The organism is Streptomyces palmae, assembly GCF_004684805.1.
GTDB lineage: Bacteria > Actinomycetota > Actinomycetes > Streptomycetales > Streptomycetaceae > Streptomyces > Streptomyces palmae.
Genome location: NZ_SRID01000097.1, coordinates 1 through 19101 on the forward strand (window position 1 = coordinate 1; position 19101 = coordinate 19101).

Below are 19101 nucleotides of genomic sequence, written 5' to 3' on the forward strand. Positions count from 1 at the left end.
CCCGCCTCCCCCGCCGCCCGCGGAGCCGGACATGCGCGTGGAACCTTCCCAGTCGGCCTCGCTGGTGGGTTTGGTGGAGCGCGAACCGGTCTGCGTGACCAGCACCTTGGCGACGTTGACGCTCCGGAAGGATCCGTCAGCGGTGTGGGCGGTCACGTGTACCGCGTGCGGCGCGTGCGGCGTACCGGACACCCCCAGCCACAGCACGCCGTGCCCCACCTCTCCGCGCCGGGGGACGACCTGCCCCGGCACGGCGGTGAGCCGCTGGCCATCCCAGGTGCTTCCCGGGCCGGGCTGCCCGGTGGCGCCGGGGGGCAGCACCACTTCCACCGTCCAGCCGCTCACCGGCACGCGTGTGGCCAAGTGGACGGCCATGGCGTAGCCGTCCGGTGTGACGGCCACCCGCTGAACCATCGCCTCCAGGTCGGCCTGCTGACCCTGTCGCGCGGTCTCGCCCGGCATCACTCGGTCACCCCGTCCGGCTGCTCAGCGGGCGCCCCTTGGGAGGCGAGAGCTTCTACCACCTTCGGTGGGGTGGCGAGGACCACCCGGTCGTGCCGCCGGGTGACGGTGATGGGGCGCGATTCCCGGAGCGCGGCCATGAGGCCCGACGGAGAATCCGGATCGCCGCTGGTGACACTGCCGACCCCACTGAACGCATGGATCAAGCGCAGTGGTACGTCGCCGGCAGCACTGACGTAGCCATCAGCGAAAAGCTGCGGTGAGCGATTGGCCATGATGGTGCCCTTCGTTGAGACGGGTGGGTGAATTTCCGGGCGAAAGGGGACGAAGCGCCGTGCAAAGTCCCACTTCTCGTGCGGAATGTTTGGTGCACTGGCACAGCGATGGGCTGAGGCAGGCGTTTCGGTCGCGCCCAGCCCCAGTACGCGAGTTGCCGACGCTCTTTCCCATGACGAATTCGGCGATCTTCGCGGCGTGATCCGACTGAAAATCGCCGGTCGTTGTTCTGACAGGACACCGGAGTCACGCCGAACTGGGCCCACCACTTTTGGCGGTCGCGCCCGGGTGGTCTCGGCGAGTTGGGTACGCCTGGACTCCGTGGCTTACTGCGCCAGTTCGCCTTTATCCTCGTGGCCGTAGCACATCATTGCCATGACGTCACCGACCCAGCCGCACCCCGCATTATCAGAGGGGTGGCGGGTGCCACAGTCAGAGTTTCTCCACGGCACTCGAAAGTAAACCACCGGGCGCGAAATCCGAGCAGTCTTATGCGAATCGGCGGGATACCACAGAATTACAGCACCCTCTTCCTAGTCAAATAATCATTTCCCCATAAGACATGGTGGGTGGTAACGGTGGGGCCGATGCGGTTGACCGGTCGGCGCGCCCACGATGGGAAGCGTCGACTTTAGAGGCGGGGCGGGTGGCGGCGCACTGGACAGTGAGGAGCGGGTCCGTGCGTCCGGCGTCATTGTGCGGCATCTCCGACGTGACACTCCTACACCGACAGCACGTGCAGGTTGTCGAACTCATCGACCGGAAGGAGACCTTGAGGCGCTCGCGCCGTATATCCCCTTGCAGGCCCAAGGGATTGCGTGGTCCGAGTGGGCGACGAAGCCTGGAAGGCGCCGCCTATCTGGTTCACGGCCCCGAGGTGACCACATTGTATATATGTTATTTATCAGTCCATGTTTGCATTCGAGTGAAGACCACGTGTCGTATCGCTCCGACCTCGATCCCAAACCTAAGGTTTGCCTGGAATCCCCCTGTTCATTGCGTCAATCTTCGATCGCCTCGCACTGGGAGGTCCGCATGGAGTACCCCTGGAAGGTTCGGGTCTCGACGCGAAAGGCAACGCGGTGAGCGACGCCGCAGTCACCTTCAAGATCCCGGGCCCCGTGCACGTCCCGAGCGACAAGGCCAGGGACGTCCGAGTGGATGCCAGCGTCACCGATGGGGCCATCAGCATTTCGATGGCCCAGAAGGCAACCTCCGCATGAGGCACAGCGTCGTTGCCAAGCCTGTTTCGGACCGGCAGGGAACCGCCGAGGTCGACGCACGGCTTCGCACCGAGTTCTCGTTCGAGCTCCCGCACGGCTATGTCGACAGCGCCGGGACGGTGCACCGGCTCGGCACCATGCGGCTGGCCACCGCCCGCGACGAGCTGTCCCCGCTGATCGACCAGCGGGTCCGGGAGAACCCGGCGTACTTGGGGGTGGTGCTGCTCAGTCTGGTGATCACCAGGCTCGGCGCCGTCCCCGACATCCATGCCGGCGTGGTGGAACAACTCTTCGCCACGGACCTGGCCTACCTCCAGGACTTCTACCGGCGGATCAACGGGCTGGCCGGGCCGGCGGAGGCGGTGGCCTGCCCGTCCTGCGGCACCGATTTCGCCCTGCCGGCGCCGGGCGCTGGGCGGCGCCTGGGGGAATCGTGACGCACCCCGCCGCCGTCCTCCGCGCCGAGGTCGCCTACGTCTCCCACCACCTGCACTGGGGGTGCGCGGACGTACTCTCCCTCCCGCACGGCGAACGAGTGGCGTGGGTGCGTCAGGTCGCCGCACTCCTCGGCGAGGACGCGAGACCGGGACGGGAACCGTGAGGGTACTCGCCCGGCTGCGGCGCCCCGGCCGGACCGAAGAACCGCCCGGCTGTGCCATGCCCTCCGACAGCCAGCCCACGCCCGCCTGGCAGACGGTGCCGACGCTGCGGCCCTCGCGCCTGGCCGGACCGGTGCCCAGCAGCGGTCTGGCCATCTGGCGGGACCGGCTGACCGCCTGGCAGCCCGCCCCGGCGGTGACATCGGCCGGCCGACTGCTGCCGACCGGCGTGCCACTCGCTGGGCGGCGACTCCTGGTGGCGGTGCAGGGAGCAGCGGACCACACCGCCATCGGTGGTTTCGCTTCCCTCCCCTCGGCCCACGAGACGAGTACCGACCGATCCGGCCGGTGCGCTCAGTCCAGGGCAGCAGATGCGCTACTGCCCTGGTCGGCCGAGAAGGCGGAGTCGCCGGAGACGGTCACCGCGGCGGCGTTGCAGGTGCCGGCAAGCCTGCCGCACATGTCGGGCGAGACACCGCCGCGCGGCCTGGCAGCCCGGTCGGTCTCCGAGCCGAGGACGCCATCAGCTTCGGGGGCGCACCACACCGCCGTGCCTGCCCCTATCGACGCCTCGCAGTCCGCTGCCGGTGGCCGCATCATGCCTGTGCCGACGCCCGGCCGCCTGCCCGCAGCCAGCTTGGCCCGCTGGTTCGGCTGGTCCGGCACCCGTCGGCGAACCTCCGACCGGCAGCTCGGCGGTCCCACCCCGAACTTCAGGCGGTGGCGCACCGAGGGAGCGCCACGGAACGGTCCAGCGCCCGTCAAAGAGCCCGCCTTCCCTGCCTCATCGAGCACGTACGCGCTGGCATCGCCATCGCCGAGGCCTCTTCGGCTCTCCGGCGGGCCTCCCTCGGTCTCTCCGCCGGATGCGCATACCCCAGCGCACCGCAGCACCAGTCCTCCCGCCGGGGCAGGGATGGCAGAGGGCGAGTCCCGCCGCTTCCAGCCCTCCGGTCAAGGGCTCTCGGGAGCCGTGCCGGACACCCTCGACGACCCTCGGCTGCCGACCCCAGCGGACCAACGGCCTGGCGCCCTCCCTCCTACCGGGGCACGCATGAGCCGGGTCGCGGATCAGTACGGTGCCCCGACGCCCCGCCGCGAGCCACGGGCCGGCGAGGAGTCACCGGGCGTGCGGGCAGCTCCTGCCGGCCCGGGCGCGGGCGGCGGCCCGGCCCCGCAGGTGCCCGGGCCGCCTCCGTCGCGCCCGCGTCGGCCCGAGTCGCACCCCGGACACCCCCGGTACGGACTCGGAGGGCCGTTGCCGCACATGCCGCGCACCGCGACCCCCCTGGCGCCCGGTTCGGCCGGACACCCCATCGGCCACGACCGGTCCGCAACACGGCGGCACCCCGCAGACCTCGGCGCCGAGGCCCCCTCGGCGTCCTCCGCCGCCCCCTCCGCGTCGTCGCCCGGCGGCCACGGGCCCGTCGCCGCCCAGTCGACCCCCTTGAGGAGCGACACCGGCTCCGAGGCAGCTCCCTCGGCCCGCGCGCTGCTCGGTTCGGCCGCGCCCGGCCGGGAGGCGGACGGCGGCACTGTCGGCAGGCCGGGCTCCCGGGCCGCCTCGCACGGCCAGCCGGACACGTGGTTGGTGGCACAAGAGGTGGCGCAGCACCACGCGGACGCCTTGGCGGCCGCGGTCCTGCCGGAGTTGCGCCGTCGGGAACGGCGGAACGGTGCGCCTTCGTGGTCCCGCGACGCCATCGGCATACCGGGCATGCCCCCGCGCTGACCCGCTCCCCGGGCGGATGGCACCGCCCGGCATACGCGAGTCCCGCATGTCGCTTCCGGCGCCGCCCTTCACTGCCGCTCCCGCCCCCGTCCGCTACCCGTTCCGAAGGGAGTGTCCGTGTCGGACCAGCCGTTCGCCGTCAGTTCGCTGTTCCAGTTGTCCATCGGCACCTACGAGCTGGGCTCGTTCACCGCCTGTGACGGCCTGGGATGCTCGATGGAGGTGGAGGAGCGGGTCGAGGGCGGGTCGAACGACCGGGCCTGGCATCTGCCGACCCGGCTGCGCTACTCGAACGTGGTGCTGTCCCGGCCGCTGACCCGGCAGACGACGCTGATCTGGGGATGGATCCAGGCACAGATGCTGGAGCCGGTGCGACTGCCGGGCCAGTTGGCGGCGCTCGGCCCGGACCGCCGCCCGCTGGTGCGCTGGCTGCTCGATGACGTGCTGCCGGTGCGCTGGAACGGCCCGTCCTTCGACGTGGACCAGTCCCGGGCCGCGCGCGAGACGTTGGAGATCGCCCACGGCGGTTTCATCGAGATCATGGTGTGAGGGAGGACAAGCCATGCTGCCCGGTCTGCTCGGCGGCGCCCCGGTGCGTGCCGCCTTGGTGATCTACGAGCCGCCGACCGCGCGGGGCAACACCCCGGGCCGCGAAAGGGACCGCCTGCAGCTCCAGTTCAACCCGACCCAGGTCACGCTGGCCAAATCCGCGAACTGGGACCGCAGTCGAGCACCGTCTGATGAGGCGGCGACCTTTCCCGAGTTCATCAGCGCCCAGCCGCGGTCGATGACCGTCGAGGTCTTCGTGGACGCCGCCGTCGGGCGAGGCCCCGGCGTCCAGCAGCAGGTCGAGACGCTGCTGGCCTGTTGCGCGCCGAGGCCGCACCGTGGCAGGGCCGGGGCGAAATCCGCGCCGTGGGTGCGGTTGCAGTGGGGTGCGTCCCGCACCACGGCGTTCTACGCGGTGGTCACGTCGGTGGGGGTGACCTACACGCGGTTCGCGCGGGACGGCACTCCGCTGCGCGCGTTGTGCAGCGTCAGACTGGAAGAAGCCGGTGGCGCCACCCCGGCGCAGAACCCGACGTCGGCGGCGGCGGGGCCGGTGGACGCCCATCAGGTCGTCGCCGGCGAGTCCTTGGCGACACTGGCTTGGCGGACCTATGGCGATCCCACCCGCTGGCGTGCCATCGCCGAGGCGAACGACATCGACGATCCCGACCGGGTGGTGCCCGGCACCCATGTGGTGCTGCCAGTGCTGGCCGAGGAGCCTGTGGAGGAACCCCGTGGGTAGGCGGACCGAGCTGTACGCGGCCGAGCCGGCGGTGGCGTTCGACCGGCCATTGCCGCCGCAGTGGGCCGACCGGCTGGTGGAGACGCAGGTCGACACGGTGATGGGGCGGCCCGCGGAGGCGGTGCTGTGGTTCCGCGACCCCGGCCACGCTCTGCTCACGGACCTTCGGGTGACCATCAGCCGGCCGCTCACGGTCGAGGTGACCTCCGTGGCCGGCCGCACTCACCGGCTGGTGTTCGGCGGCGAGGTGGTGGGCCTGGAGACGGAGGTGGACGGCAACGGCACGTTCACCAAGGTGCGAGCCATGGACCTGGGGCACCGGCTGATGCGGGGGCGCCGGGTAGCGGCGTACGTGGACCGCACGCTCGCGGAGGTGACAGGGGAACTCGCCCGTAGGAACGGTCTGACCGTGGGGAAGATGGTGGGGGGCGGCGAGCGGATCGCGCACCTTTCCCAGCCGAACCTCACCGACTGGGAACTGCTCGCCCACCTCGCCGAGGAGCGCGGCCGGTACCTGACGGTGCACGACCGGCAGCTGGACATCCGGCCGATCCCGCCGGCGAGTTCCGCGCCGCCGGCAGAGGCGGGGGCCCGTGGCAACCCGTTCGTGCTCCAGCACGGACGGAACCTGCGATCGGTACGCGCCGTGGTCTCCTCCTTGGAGGCGGTGAGCGCAGTGCAGGTGCGCGGCTGGGACCCCGTGGCGAAGCAACCGGTGACGGACCTGGCCGACGTCGAACGCGATGTCGGCGGCCGGGTGCGCTCGGGATTCCCGGCACGACGGCTGGCCTCGGCGTTCGGCGGGTCTCCGCGACTGCTGGTGGCCGGTCGGCCGTATACGACGGCTCGCCAGGTGAGCGCGGCGGCCCGGGCGCTGGCCGAGGAGGCGGCGGCCGGCACAGCCGAGCTAGAGGCGGCGGTGGTCGGAACCCCGCAGCTGTCCGCGGGTCTGCCGGTGACACTGAGCGGAATCGGGGAGCCGTTCTCCGGGCAGTACACCGTGACCGCGTGCCGGCACAGCTTCGACGGGGAGTGCGGCTACCGGACCCGGGTGTGGGTGGGCCGGCTGCCCCCGCCGGTGGTACCGCCCCCGCCGCCGCTGTGCGGGCTGGGCGTGGCCACCGGGACGGTGGTGGACATCAAGGAGCCCGACCGCGGGGAACGGGGAGCGGTGCGGCTGCGGCTGCCGTGGCTGTCCCAGGACTACGTGACGGACTGGGCGAGGTCGGTGCACTTCGGCGGGCAGGGCGGTGGCGGGGTCTTCAGCCCGGAAGTCGGTGACGAGGTGCTGGTCGGCTTCGAGCACGGCCGACTGGACCGCCCGTATGTGCTCGGCGGACTGTACAACGGCGTGGACGGGCCGACCGGGCACGAGGTGCCGCTGGTGGACGCCGACACCGGGCGGCTCAACCGGCGCTCCTTCGTGTCGCGCGCCGGGGACCGGGTGGAGCTGCTCAGCGCCGCCAAGCAGCCGCAGGGGGTGCGGCTGCAGACCGGCGACGGCAAGGTCTGTGCGCACCTCGACCGGAAGAACACCGGCATGGTGGTGACCGCCGCCGGCGGCGATACCCCGGTCCGGCTCCATCTGGACGGGCAGAACCAGCAGGTCACCCTGGATGCCGGAGCCAAGGGAACGGTGACGATCCGGGCCGGCACGGTGCGGATCGAGGCCGCCTCGGAGGACGGCGGCGCCGGTGGCGCACTCGTCCTGTCCGGCAAGGACGTCACCGTCACCGCGTCCGGCTCCCTGAAGCTGGAGGGCGGTACCGAGACCGAGATCACCGGCAAGGACGTCACTGCCACCGCCACCGCCAACCTGAAGCTGAACGGCGACACCAAGACCGAGATCACCGGCAAGCGGGTGGACATCAACTGATCGCCGACGGGAGGACGATCGTGGACATCGTAGGCGCCGGCTGGGCATTCCCCGCCGCCCTCACCGCCGATGGGCGGGTGGCCCTGACCACCGGCCACGACGAGGTGGCCCAGGCCATCCGCCTGGTGCTGGCCACCAGGCCAGGGGAGCGGCCGATGCGGCCCGAGTTCGGCTGCGCCATTCACGAGCTGGTCTTCGACCCCTTGGACGCCGGCACCGTCAGCCGCGCCGACCAGGCGGTGCGCGAGGCGCTGGAGCGTTGGGAGCCGCGGATCGACCTGGACGACCTGGTCTTCAGCGCGGACCAGGAGGACCCGGCGGTGCTCTATATCGACGTGCGCTACCGGCTGCGGGGCACCAGCGATCCCCGCAACCTGGTCTTCCCGTTCTACCTGGTGCCGCCCACTCCCCCGGCGCCGCTGCCGGACGAGCCGGCGGCCATGGTCACGGCGCCGGTGGCCGCCGGGTACCGGCCCGACGTGGCCGCGGATGTGCGGTGAGTGCCCCGCCGCAGCCGTTTCCGCCGGGCGGCTCGTCGGCGGATGCCGGGAACACCGTGCCGGTTCCCCACCTTGACGACATCTCGTTCCAGCCTCTGGTGGACGCGGCGAAAAGGGCACTGCCGGGACGCGCCCCGCAGTGGACGGACCACAACGTGTCCGACCCCGGCATCACCCTGCTGGAGGCCTGTGCGGCCCGCGTCGACGCGCTGCTGTACCGGGTGAACCGCATGACGCCGCGGCAGCGGGCCGCACTGCTGCGGCTGATGGGAGTGGCGCCGGCACCGGCCTGTCCCGCGCGGCTGCGGCTCCTGGTCCGGCGCGGCACGCCCGGCACCGGCCTGACCGTGCCTGCCGGGACCACCGCCACCAGCACTCGCGCCCCACAGGTCCGATTCCGCACCGTGGCACCCCTGCTCATCCCCGAAGGAGAAACCGAGGGCACCGTCGAGGCGGTGGAGGTCGCCGAGTCCGTGCGCGAACTGCTCGGCGTCTCCGACAACGTGCCCGGACAGCGTTTCCCTCTGGCGGGACGCCCCTGGCAGCCGGACGCGCCCGCACCGCACGCCCCGGGCCCCGACCTGGTCGAGGTCACGCCGCCTGGCTTGAGCGCCATGGAGTGGGGCCCGGTGCCGACATTCGGCAGCCTCTCGGCTGACGACCGGAAGTACTGGTGGGACGAGGCCGCCGCCGAGGTGGTGTTCGGCCCCCTGGTACCAGGCGGCGGGCAGCACGGGGCGATTCCGCCGTCGGGCGCGCGGATCCATGCCACGTACCGGGTGTGCCAAGGCTCGTCGGACGCCCTCACCGCGGGCGAGGAACTGGCGGTGACGGACCCGCCCGGGCTGAGTGTCACGGTCCTGGAGACGATCAGCGCGGGCATGGACGCGGAGACCTGGCAGCAGGCGCTGGATCGGACGGCACTGGGCCTGGTGCCGCCGCGCCGCGGGGTGACCGCCCGGGACTACGAACGGATCGTCCAGCGGGCGGTGTCGAAGACGACAGTCGAGTCGGGCACGGACCAGCTGAGCGTGCCGGAGGTGGCACGCTGCCGAGTCGTCGCCGAGGAACGCCCGGCCGATCTGTCGGTACCTCCGGCGCTGGGCACCCCCGAGCGCCCCGAGCACGTGGACGCCTGCCTCCTGGCCGCCCGGGACCCAAAGGGCATCGTGTACTACGTCGGCCTCCAGCCGACCCGGCTCACCTTCCCCGCCGGCGAACCGCCGACGGGCACCTTTCAGGAAAGCGACGCGCCGCCGGAGTTCGTGCGGGTCAACAAACGGCTGGATGCCGTGGTCCGCACCGCGGAAGGTCGGCCGCGGCTGTGGTTCTCGGGGGAGCAGTGCGGCTGGGACGCCCAGGCGACACCCGTCAAGGACGACCCGCAGGCAACACCCACCAAGGACGACATGGAGGCGACGCTCATCAAGGAGGCGTTCCCCAGCCTTCCCACCTCTCCGGTCGACTTCACCGCAGACCTCGACGAGGTGAGTCTGCGCCCCGGCGCGACGGCCGACGCCTACGAGTTCTTCTTCTTCAAGGGAGAGGCGTTCTGCCACCTCCCCGTCACGATCGACGACAGCACGATCACCCCTGACGGCCAAGCCGTGGTGTCCCTCGTGGCCGCCGGTTTCCCCGGACTCCCGCCGGCGGCTCAGGAATCGGTGGACGCGGTGGTCTTCTACAAGAACCTCGGGTACGTACTCAAGGACGCGGTCACCACACCCGTCCTGTGGCGGCCGGAGGGTGCGGCGATACAGGTCAGCGTGGTCCCTCGGGCGGTGATCGACCTACGCGGACCGGCGACCGCGACGGCATTCGAGCTCACCGAGCCGTTGAGGAAGCGCGTGCGGGATGCCCTTGATCCGGTGCGGCTGATCGGCGACCACCTGCGCGTCGGACCACCGCCGTATCAGCGATTCGGCATCCAGGTCACCGTCCACCCCTGGGCGAACACGGACGCCGACGTGGAGCGGGCCGCCGAGACCCACCTGCGCCGCTACTTCCACCCGGCGGTGGGCGGCTCCGAGGGGCAGGGCTGGCCGTGGGGACGCGACGTGCACGCCGGCGACGTGTACTCCGCGTTGGAGAGGTTGACGCAGGTCCGCCAGATCGCGCGGGTAGCGCTCACCGGTCCCACTGACGCGCCGTCCGTGCTGGTGCCGGTTCCCGACGGCGGCCTGCCACTGCTCGACGCGGTGCGGGTGACCGTCCAGACCCAGGCATGACCCATCAGGCCGGAAGAACCGAACGGACCCAAGGGATGTGGTGGAGCACGTGACCGAGATCGTGGACATGCCCGTGCCGCTGCCCGCGGTCTACGTGAACGACACGGTGGCCCAGGCCTTCGCGCACGGGATCGGCGCGCTCACCGGTCCCACTGCGGCGCGCCTGGACAGGCTGGCGGACCTCTTCGACCCCTGGTCCGCGCCGTCCGCGTTCCTGGACTGGCTGGCGCGGATCACCGGAGCACGAGTGGAGCCCGGCTTCAGCGAGCAACAGGTCCGGACCGCCATCGACCTGGCGCCCCGCCTCGCCGCCGGCCGCGGAACCCGCGAAGCACTGCTGCTCGAAGCGGAGGAGGTCCATGGCTGGCGGCGGGCGCAGACCGCGGGTCAGCCGGGGCTGCACCTGGCCGACCCCGGCGAACTGACCACCGGGCGGGACTCGGACCGGTCGGCCGACCACACCCTCGTCGCCACGCTCTCCGTTCCCGGCCTGGACACCCTCCAGCGAGCGGCGGTGGAAGAACAGCTGGTGCGTCTGGTCAGGGCCCACTGCCCCGCGCACCTGGTGTTCCAGATCGTCGTCATCTAGACGAACCCATCGTCATCACCTGCTCCGCAGTACCCACCCCGGTGTCCGAGACGAGAGGGACCTACGCCCGGATGAGCCTGCCGACCCCCGACTACGACCACCGCAGCCGCGAGGATCTGCTGCACGCCGCAGTGGACGCGGTCCGCGACTACGACAGCGTGATGCAGGCATGGCCTGGGCGAGACCGCACCGACCCGGGGCGGGCGTTGCTGGAGACCTGCGTGGACATGGCAGCGGTACTCGCCGACCGGCTCAACCGTGCGGCCGACCGCCACCGGCTCGACCTCCTGAGCCGGTTGGGACCAAAGCCCTACCCTGCGGTTGCGGCTCGCGGCGAGGTGGTGTTCACCCTGGCCGCGCCTGTCCCGGAGCCGGTGCGGATCAACGCGGGGGTGGAGGTGGCGACCCGGCCTCCGACCGACGACGAGGACCCGGTGGTCTTCAGCACCGTCACCGATGTGGTGCTCAACCCATGTGTGCTGGTGATCGCCGGCAACTTCACCGGGGCCTACCGGGACGGGCAGGTCCGGGGCACACTGACCCGGTTCGACAAGCCCGGGGTGAGTGCCGTGGAGCCCGGCGGGCTGCCGTTCGCCGGGCCGCCCTTCCACCTCAACCTGCCCTACACCGGTGACTTCCCGCTCACCGACACCGCGATGCCACCGCGGTCGGCCTGGGCCCGCGAGCAGCCCGTCGAGGAGGCGTACTCCCTGGTGGTGCTCTCCAACCCGGTCCCGGATGTGCGACTCACCCTGGACGTGGCTGCGGAGAAGGCCCCGACCGCATGGCAGGCCTGGGCGGGCACCCGTTGGGAACCGTGCCGGGTGATCGCCGCGGCGGAGCGCCCGGAGGGCACCCACCGGGTCACCATCGATCTGACGTCTGTCCACGCTCCCGCCGACCTCCTGCTCGACCCGACCTCCGGCACGGCCGACAGCCGACCGTGGCGGCTGCGGGACGTGGGGCTGCTGCGCTCGGACAGCGCCAAGGGTCGGATCTCGTCCGTCGCCCTGGAGCCGTTGCTGACCGTGACCGCACCGGTCGTCCAGGCGCATCGTGTGACGGACGAGGACCTGGGCATCGCCGTCGGCGAGCCGGGCGAGCGGCATCACCTTTCTTCTCGACCACTGCTGTTGCGCTCCGCGGACGCCCTCGCTGTCACGGCGGCCTCAGCGGACGGCCAGGAGCTGACGTGGCGATACGTGGAGTCGCTGGCCGAATCGGAGCCCGGGGACCGGCACTTCACCTTCCATCCGCGCACCGGCGAGGCCGTGTTCGCCCCCGTGGTACCGGAGGGCCGCGGGGCGCGCCGGTACGGCGCGCCGCTGCCGGCCGGGGCCCGGCTCCGTGTCCCGCACTACCTGACGGGTGGCGGGGCCCGAGGCAACGCGCACGCACGGACCATCACCGCGCTGCGGACCCCCGTGCCCTACGTCTCGGCCGTGAACAACCCGGGTCCCGCCACCGGCGGCACCGATCAGGAGACCCCCGGCCAGTACGCTGTGCGCCGCCCGCTGGGCAGCACGGTGCCGGAGCGGGCGGTGACGGGCGCCGACTACAAGCAGCTGGCGCTGGCCGCGTCGGCGAGTATGGCACGCATCCACCACGTACCGACCGAGGCCGCCAACCTGCTGAACCCGGCACGCAACATCCGCGACTGGAAACCGGCCACCACCACCGTGCGCTTCGTGGTCGCCGACACCGGTGTCACGGTCAAGACCCAGACCCAGCTGTACACCACCGGGGACCCGAGGAATATCGCGTTCCTCACCACGAAAGAAGCACCCGCCCTTGTCTCCCCGGCCGAACTCGGCTCACTGCGGCTGCGGCGTCTCGAAGACGGGCCGGGCGGGATGTTCACCGGGAAGACATGGCGGGGCACCGGCCCCCTGCCCGGGGACGACACGATCAGCACCGGCGCCGACGGCTCCCCGCTGCTGATGGCCCTGGTGCGGGTGCCCCCGGACATGCCACCACTGAAACATCTCAACCTGTGTGTCACGCGCAGCCCCAGCTTGGGGGGCAGGCGGCGACTGGCGGTCTCGGTGTTCCTGCCCCGCAGCGCCTACCCCTGGTGGGACACGGACAACCCGTGCTGCTACTCCGCGAGGTGGGAGGATACGGATGGGGGCGTGGCCGGACACCGGGTGGAGCTCCGCCGCAGCCGGGACTGGCAGATGGCGGTGGATCCCGCGAACAAGGCGTACGCCACCACCCTCTACGAGGCGCTGGGCGAGCAGCCGGCCGGCTTCCCCTCGGGTAGTGCCGGCGCCTGGCTGGCCGTGCAGATCCGGGATCCGGAGGGCCCCCGCGGCGACGTCAGCTACACCGTAGCGCTCACCGGCGTGAGCGTCGAAGTGCCCGCGGTCCAGAGGCAGATCTGGGAGGCGCCCACGAAGACCTACACCAAGGAGTCGGCCCAGCACTTCGATCTGCTGGCACCCGGAGGCGTCGAGAGAGAGTTCCCGACTCTCCAGGTGAAGGAGCCGGGCAGCGGCTGGGTCGATTGGCAGTGGGTGGACGACTTCAGGGAATCCAAGGACGACAGCCGGCACGCGGTGCTCAACGCCAGCACCGGCCGGGTGCACTTCGGACCGGTGACACCCGACCCGTCCCGGAGCGGAACGCAGCACGGCAAGGTGCCTGCCGAGGGCTCCGAAGTCCGGGTCGACCGCTCGTACACGGTCACCCGGGGCGCGAAGGGGAACCAGGTCAAGGCGGGCACGCCCGGCCAGCCGGAATCCAATATGGGTGGGGCGATCTCGGCCTGGATCACGAGCGACGCGACGGGCGGCGTGGACGGGTACACGGACGCCAGCGGAGGCAGCACCGAGTTCGGGGTGCAGCTGCTCGTGGTACCGCGGGTCGCGCCGGACCACCGCGGCTGGTTCCCCTACCAGGACCTGATGCCCACCCCGGACGCCTGCCAGGCGGTCCGGCAGGCACTCGCGCCCCGCCAACCCGCCGATGTCCCGGTATGGCTCCGTCCCCCCGGTTACCGAGGCATCCGCATCACGGCGACGGTCGCCCCGGCCGACTTCCCCACCGCCGCGGAACGCGAGGAGCTGCGGGCAGCGGCGGAACGCGCGCTCTACACCTACTTCAGCCCGGTCACCGGCGGACCGGACGGGACCGGCTGGCCCCTCGGACGCCCTGTCCATGCCGGTGAGGCGTTCCGGGTGCTCGACCGGGTCCCCGGGATCGGGCGCATCCACGAGGTGCGGCTCGTTCCGGCCGACCCGCAGACCGGCGGGCCGCAGCCGGCCGAGGAACCCATCGTCTGCTCCCCGACGGAGACCGTGTACAGCGTCGAGCACCACGTCACCGTCACGGAAACCCCCTGACCCGCCCGACACCCCCGCCACACGCACCCGAAGGGACATGCGCCCATGCCTGCACAGGACAAGAGCGCCAGCACATCCGTCGCCCTCTGTGTCGACTGGGCGAACGACACCCTGACGGTCATCGACACCAGCGCCCCGACGACGCAGCCCCTGCCGATCTCGCAGGTGCTCGGCACCGGATCCGGTCCCCGTACCCTCGCCATCGGGCCGGGGGGCACGCGTGTCTACGTACCCAACTGGGGCGCGGCGACACTGTCGGTGTTCACCCGGGAGAACGGCACCACGAGCCTCCTGACCACCAGCGCGGTGGGGGCCAACCCGTGCGCCGTGCTGGCAGGGCTGGCACACGAGCAGGTCTGTGTGGCCAACCGCGGTGGGGACAGCGTCACCGTCCTGACTGTCGACGGAGGGACTCCGGCGAACTGCCGGCTGGGCACCGGGACCCTGCCGCACGCGCTGGCGGGCTCCCCCGACGGCGCCCGTGTGCTGGTGGCCAACTGGGGCACCGGCAGCGTCTCCCTGATCGATGTGAGCGCCGCCACCGACCCCACCCTCCTCGACCCACCGCTCAAGCTCAAGGGGTCGCCACGCGTGCTCGCCGCGCACCCCAGCCGGCCCGTGGGCTATGCCGCGGTCTGGAACGCCGCGGACGGCGGGGAGACCGGGACGGTGTACGCGATCGACCTGAGCGGCAGCCAGCCTACGGCGCTGGAACCCACAGTCGCCGTCGTCGATGCCCAGCCCCGCGCGATGGCCGTCACCGCGGACGGCTGCTCCCTCTACGTGGCGAACTACGGCTCAGGCTCGGGCCACGGCTCGGTCGGCATCCTGCCCCTGCGCCCCGACACCGGTGCGCTCACCGGCGCGTTGCGGATGGCCGGGGTCGTCCCGAACCCCGTGGCCGTAGCCGTCCCGCCTGGTGGAACCGACTGCTATGTCGTGAGTCAGACCGCAGGCACGGTGGCCGCCTGCGACACCTCCGGCAGCACGCTGATGATCCTTCCGGTGGGCAGAGCACCGGCCGGGCTCGCTGCCGCGGGCGGTTACCTCTACATCACGGACAACGGCACCGGCAAGCTCACAACGGTGCGCACCATGCCGGTGGAGAGCCGCAAGCTGGACGCGCGCACCGGGGCGAGGCCGGTCAATGTCGCGGTCTCGCCGGACGGAGAGTGTGTGTACACCGCGGATTCCGGCGCCACCACGGTGTCGGTACTGCCCACCAACGCGGCAAGTGGCACGACGATCGAGCTGCCGGCAGGCAACAAACCGTGGGGGGTCGCGATCGCGGCGAACGGCAGCCTCGCCTGCGCCACGGCTCCGGATACCAATCGGCTTTTCATCCTCCGGAAGGGCACGAACGGCATCTGTGATGCCACCGGTATCACACCCGAACCCATCGACCTGGGCGCGGGTACCGCCCCGCGCGGCGTCGCCATCACGCCCGACAGCCGGTACGCGGTCACCGCGAACGCGGCCAATGGCACAGTGTCCTTGGTCGGGCTCGGCCCGCAGACGATTACCAATGAGGATATCAAGGCATCGGAGCCGGTCGGGCTGGCCGTTTCCGAAGACGAATCACATCTCTATGTCTCCGACTTCGCTTCCAGCGGTGCGTCCCACATCTCGGTCCTGCACCACGAGCCTCTCAAGGGGACTTGGTCGCACTCCATGAAGATTACCGGCGACCACCTGTTCGGCTCGGAGGGACTGGCCATCGCCGACGGCGGCGACAAGGGACCCTGCCTCTACGTCGCGGGCAGAAGCGAAAGCAACCTCGTGGTACTCCGCAAGCGGGTATCAGGGACATGGGCAGAGGAGTACACCGTCGACAAGGAGGCCGGAAAGTTCAACTCCCCTTGGGGCCTCGCCCTGGCACATAAACGCCGCCTGTTGTTCGTGGCCAACTCGCCGATCGGCACCTCGGAACCGATCACTATCTCGGTGTTCGCAGTGCAACCCGATGCCAGCCACAGTCCCGGCGACAACCAGAACCCGAGATACTACGGATCCATCTCGCTGCCCTACGCCCCCTACCCGATGGGGCTCGGAATCTCCGCAGACGAGAAATACCTGTACCTCGCGACTCACAGCGGTGACAGTTTCAAAAAAATCTACGCCATGAAACTCAGGGATGAAATCAACGAGACGACAAAGGAGTACTTGGAGGCATCGGACGAGATCTCGCACTCTGCCCTCAACTCCCCAACCGGTCTCGCCTGCTCCGCGAGTGGTGAGCAGCTGTACGTGGCCAACCGCGGCGTCCGGCCCCAAGGGGGCCAGGCGTACCAGGGCGGGGGTGTGTACGTCCTCACCTTGGGCGAGGACCGTCTCACTCTCAATGGCGACCCGCGCCTGCTGCTGAGCGATACCGCGGGTACGCCCTACTCGGTCGCGGTGGCCGCGGGGCGGGTGTACGTCGCTCACCGCGAGTCCAAAAAGATCTCCGTACTGGACCAGTCCATCCGCCACATCCCGTGCACCGGTCCGGGACACAGCGTCTACGAGCCCTGGGACGTCGCCTGTACCGCGGACGGCAGCTACGCATACGTCGCCGACCGCAAGAGCCCATGTGTACACGACGTCGACCTGCCTGCCCAGAAACTCGTGGGCTGGATCGCGACCCCGAGTCGCGGTGTTCCGACGGGCGTGGTCTGCGCACCGAGCGGCGTGCGGGTCTACGTCGTCGAGTCCGGCAAGGTGACCGTGCTGCAACGGCAGGTCCAGCCGGCAGCCGCCGGCTGGAAGGCCACCTTGGCCGAGGCGTCGATGGGTGTGGCGCTCCATCCCAGCCGGCCCCTGCTCTACGTGGCGTGCAAGAGCAAGCTCCACCCGCTGGCGACAGAGTGGAATGCCAGTGGCACCGTTCTGGACGTGGGATCAGACCTGCGCGGCGTGGCGATCCACCCGGACGGCACCCACGGATACCTGGTCGACGGCACGGAGGGCGGTGCTACCACCGCGGCCATCCGGGTCGTCGGCCTCACCGACCCCGGCTCCCCCACCGACACAGGTAGCGTCAGCTACCTTCCCGCGGGCGTCGAGCCGACCGCGGCCGCGATCCACCAGGCCGGCAGCCACACCGTCCTCTACGTCGCGGGAAGGTCGAAGGAGAAGGGCGGAGTCTGGGCCTACTCCGTGGCCGACGACCACATCACCCTGACCGTCCAGACGTCGCTGGACGACCTGGGCAAGACATGCGGTCTCGCGGTTCGCGCTTCCCCTGGTCAGGCGTATCTGTACCTGATCACGGAGGAGCAGGACGGCTCCCGACTCCACGTGCTGGATCTGAGCTCGCCGACAAGCCCGGCATCCACCGGAACCACGGTTCTCCGGCCTGACAAGGTTCGGGATCTGACGATCCACCCACGCGGCTGGTACGGGTATGCCACGACCACCTTCGGTAGCGTCCTTGTCTTCGATATGGGCAATCCCTTGCGGCCACGCCAGGCCGGCCAACCGAAATCCGTCGCCGACGGCGCACCGGGAGGCGTGGCCTTGGGCCCGACCGGCCGGGCGTACCTGGCCCAGGACACGGAGGTGCGGCAGTTGGTGCTTGGCCCGCCGGGACCGGCGGACGCGCGGGATCAGTATGCGCTGGCCGGCAGCCCACAGGCCGTGGAGATCTCCGGGAACGGGGAGAACCTGTTCGTGACCACCGCCGAGGCGCCCGGTCGGCTCACGGTACTGGACGCCTGGACAGGGCAGCTCCGTGGTCACATCAAGGCGGGAACCGAACTCGCGGGGATGGCACTCGCCCCGGACGGTCAGCACCTGTACGCCGCGGACAGCGGCGGCTCAGCCGTCTCCGTGGTGGACACCCCGCTGGACACCATGATCGGCACGACCGAGGTAGGACTGGACCCGCGGCAGGTGATCTGTACCTGAGCGCTGCCCCGTAACGATCCATGTCGAGCTGCTTGATTCTTTGCCACCCGGAGCCGACCTGCTGGAAACCGGGCGGGTCGAGCACCACCAGTTGAACCGCTGCACCGACAAGGAGGGGTTCACCCTCCCCGGCACCTGCCAAGGAGACAGACATGCCACGCCGCCATCGGCGCCGAAGCAGCTTCCCGGGTGCGACGGGCCCCGTCGCCAAGCCCAAGGGCAGGCAGTCCAGCCCCTTGGACGACCTTCCGACGACGCTCCAGTACCCCGGTCTGAGCCCGCACGCCATGCGCCCGGACCTGTTCATCCCGTACGCGACCCTTCCCCAACTGCGCGACGCCGCCAAGAAGGATCCGCAACTGGCGGAGGCACTCGACAAGAGGATCACGGAGCTCCTGACGGACTACGGTGTCACCGAGGCCCCTCCTGCTCAGAAGAACCCCAACTGGACAGACGACGAACGCCTCACGAAGCAGCCGTCCCTGCCCGCCGGTGGCTTGGAGATCGCCCCGGAGAGCTACGACATCTGGGAGGCCGGCGATCCCGACAATGCCTTCACCGGCCTGGTCCACCTGCCCAGCAGCACCATCCATCTGGTACCGCTGAAACCGGCGAAGAGATCGACCCCGTACCCGATCGGCGGCATCACCGGTCGTCGTGCCATGCCCGTCGAACACACCCGCGTCGGGAACAGCAGCCAGGGCACGCCGGCCGCCTCCGGTGCAGGCGCCCAGGACCAGGAGAGAGACAGGAGAACGGCAGAGAGGATCGCTACCGGCCTCGCTCGTCCCAACCCCGGCATCGCGAGCCACACCCAGCTCGCCGAGATCATCGGCCTGCCCCAGAAAGACTGTGTGGGGTTCTCCGTGACCCAGGGGGAAGGCGGCACGGTGAAGAACTTCAACTGGACCTCACGCTCGTCCAATACCAGGCACTTCCTCCGACTCAACATGTTCAGCGTCGAAGAGGGAACGTCCCAGATGTCCCGGACATGGGCACAACTGATCATGAAAACCATGATCCGGGAGTTCGGCGAGAGCCAGACACCGAAACCCCCGGGGACGCCCCCCTCATCGACGTCGAATCCCCTTCC

Annotated in this window: 15 protein-coding genes; 12 read left to right on the forward strand and 3 right to left on the reverse strand. The window is 70.6% G+C overall.

Translation table 11 applies throughout. The features are described from left to right. Together E4099_RS13095 and E4099_RS13100 are read right to left on the reverse strand one after the other, a co-directional pair. The coding region (locus E4099_RS13095) for a hypothetical protein (protein ID WP_135339197.1) at window positions 1–462 on the reverse strand (462 nt) is incomplete at its 3' end. Further along, window positions 462–737, reverse strand: a complete 276-nt coding sequence (locus E4099_RS13100; RefSeq protein WP_135339198.1) for a hypothetical protein — start codon at window positions 735–737, stop codon at window positions 462–464. The genes E4099_RS13095 and E4099_RS13100, both read right to left, overlap by 1 nt. A 1220-nt stretch (window positions 738–1957) precedes the next feature. Here E4099_RS13100 and E4099_RS13105 point away from each other — a divergent pair. Then, a complete protein-coding gene (locus E4099_RS13105) occupies window positions 1958–2398 on the forward strand; it encodes a hypothetical protein (protein ID WP_135339199.1) in 441 nt (146 codons plus the stop codon). Beyond that, on the forward strand, window positions 2395–2562 hold the full coding sequence (locus E4099_RS32975) for a DUF6760 family protein (protein ID WP_167828364.1): 168 nt from the start codon (window positions 2395–2397) through the stop codon (window positions 2560–2562). The genes E4099_RS13105 and E4099_RS32975 overlap by 4 nt, the downstream gene beginning before the upstream one ends. 352 nt (window positions 2563–2914) lie before the next feature. On the opposite strand, the gene E4099_RS13110 is transcribed toward E4099_RS32975, so the two are convergent. Further along, complete coding sequence (locus tag E4099_RS13110; RefSeq protein ID WP_135339200.1) at window positions 2915–3226, reverse strand: hypothetical protein; 312 nt, start codon at window positions 3224–3226, stop codon at window positions 2915–2917. Window positions 3227–4007: 781 nt separating this feature from the next. Between E4099_RS13110 and E4099_RS13115 the strand changes: the two genes are divergently transcribed. From E4099_RS13115 to E4099_RS13160, 10 genes are all read left to right on the forward strand, one after another. Further along, window positions 4008–4292: a hypothetical protein gene (locus E4099_RS13115; RefSeq protein ID WP_135339201.1), complete on the forward strand. Its 285-nt coding sequence runs from the start codon at window positions 4008–4010 to the stop codon at window positions 4290–4292. Window positions 4293–4409: 117 nt separating this feature from the next. Then, window positions 4410–4841, forward strand: a complete 432-nt coding sequence (locus tag E4099_RS13120) for a phage tail protein (RefSeq protein ID WP_167828365.1) — start codon at window positions 4410–4412, stop codon at window positions 4839–4841. 13 nt (window positions 4842–4854) lie between these two features. Then, window positions 4855–5583 carry a CIS tube protein gene (locus E4099_RS13125; RefSeq protein WP_135339203.1) on the forward strand — a complete coding sequence of 243 codons (729 nt, stop codon included), beginning with the start codon at window positions 4855–4857 and terminating at the stop codon, window positions 5581–5583. After that, window positions 5576–7459, forward strand: coding sequence for a VgrG-related protein (locus tag E4099_RS13130; protein WP_167828366.1), 1884 nt, complete (start codon window positions 5576–5578; stop codon window positions 7457–7459). The genes E4099_RS13125 and E4099_RS13130 overlap by 8 nt, the downstream gene beginning before the upstream one ends. Window positions 7460–7479: 20 nt before the next feature. Next, window positions 7480–7959 (forward strand): GPW/gp25 family protein, encoded by a 480-nt coding sequence (locus tag E4099_RS13135; RefSeq protein WP_135339205.1) that lies wholly within the window; start codon window positions 7480–7482, stop codon window positions 7957–7959. A gap of 56 nt (window positions 7960–8015) precedes the next feature. Further along, window positions 8016–10187 carry a baseplate J/gp47 family protein gene (locus E4099_RS13140; protein WP_135339206.1) on the forward strand — a complete coding sequence of 724 codons (2172 nt, stop codon included), beginning with the start codon at window positions 8016–8018 and terminating at the stop codon, window positions 10185–10187. Between the two features lie 40 nt (window positions 10188–10227). Continuing rightward, window positions 10228–10776 (forward strand): phage tail protein, encoded by a 549-nt coding sequence (locus E4099_RS13145; protein ID WP_135339207.1) that lies wholly within the window; start codon window positions 10228–10230, stop codon window positions 10774–10776. Between the two features lie 71 nt (window positions 10777–10847). After that, window positions 10848–14120, forward strand: a complete 3273-nt coding sequence (locus E4099_RS13150; RefSeq protein ID WP_135339208.1) for a putative baseplate assembly protein — start codon at window positions 10848–10850, stop codon at window positions 14118–14120. Window positions 14121–14165: 45 nt separating this feature from the next. Continuing rightward, entirely contained in the window at window positions 14166–18008 is a 3843-nt protein-coding gene (locus E4099_RS13155; protein WP_135339209.1) for a beta-propeller fold lactonase family protein, read from the forward strand. A 152-nt stretch (window positions 18009–18160) separates the two neighbouring features. Further along, window positions 18161–19101: hypothetical protein (locus E4099_RS13160; RefSeq protein ID WP_135339210.1), on the forward strand; the 941-nt coding region annotated here is incomplete at its 3' end.